The organism is Frankia gtarii, assembly GCF_025403375.1.
Classification (GTDB): Bacteria; Actinomycetota; Actinomycetes; order Frankiales; family Frankiaceae; genus Frankia; species Frankia gtarii.
The window spans coordinates 1-664 of sequence record NZ_JAMPTM010000597.1 but is presented as its reverse complement, the minus strand read 5'-3'; the positions used below and the strand labels follow the sequence as shown (position 1 = coordinate 664).

At 70.5% G+C, this 664-nt stretch carries 1 protein-coding gene; it reads right to left on the bottom strand.

Annotation, left to right across the window (positions count from 1 at the left end; translation table 11 throughout):
* On the bottom strand, positions 1-664 hold a 664-nt coding region (locus NBZ83_RS32485), incomplete at both ends, for a carboxyl transferase domain-containing protein (protein ID WP_308203857.1).

Below are 664 nucleotides of genomic sequence, written 5' to 3'. Positions count from 1 at the left end.
GCTTGAACTCCGCGAACCGACTCCCATCCACGATCCGCGCAATCACCTCCCGCACGTCATACGGCGTGCGCGAATCCGTCGGCACCGCCGCGTACAGACCGGCCGGGTCCACGGCGGGCTCCTCGACCGGTTCGACCGCCCACGGCTGGGGCACCCGCGGCGCCAGGCTCGCCACGATCGACCGGACGATTCGCAGGGCGTGCGAGTCGTCCTCGGCCAAGTGGTCGGTCACCCCCGACGTGCGCGCGTGCAGCAGGCCGCCGCCGAGCTCCTCGGCCGTCACCACCTCGCCGGTCGCGGCCTTCACCAACGGCGGGCCGCCCAGGAAGATCGTCCCCTGGTCGCGGACGATGACCGTCTCGTCCGCCATCGCGGGGACGTAGGCGCCGCCGGCCGTGCAGGACCCCAGCACCGCGGCGATCTGGGCGATGCCGAGCGACGACATCCGCGCCTGGTTGTAGAAGATGCGCCCGAAATGCTCCCGATCCGGGAAGACCTGGTCCTGCAACGGCAGGAAGGCCCCGCCCGAATCCACCAGATAGATGCAGGGCAGCCGATTGTGCAGCGCGACCTCCTGGGCGCGCAGATGCTTCTTCACCGTCAGCGGGTAATAGGTTCCGCCCTTCACGGTGGCGTCGTTGGCGACGACCACGCACTCCCGCCC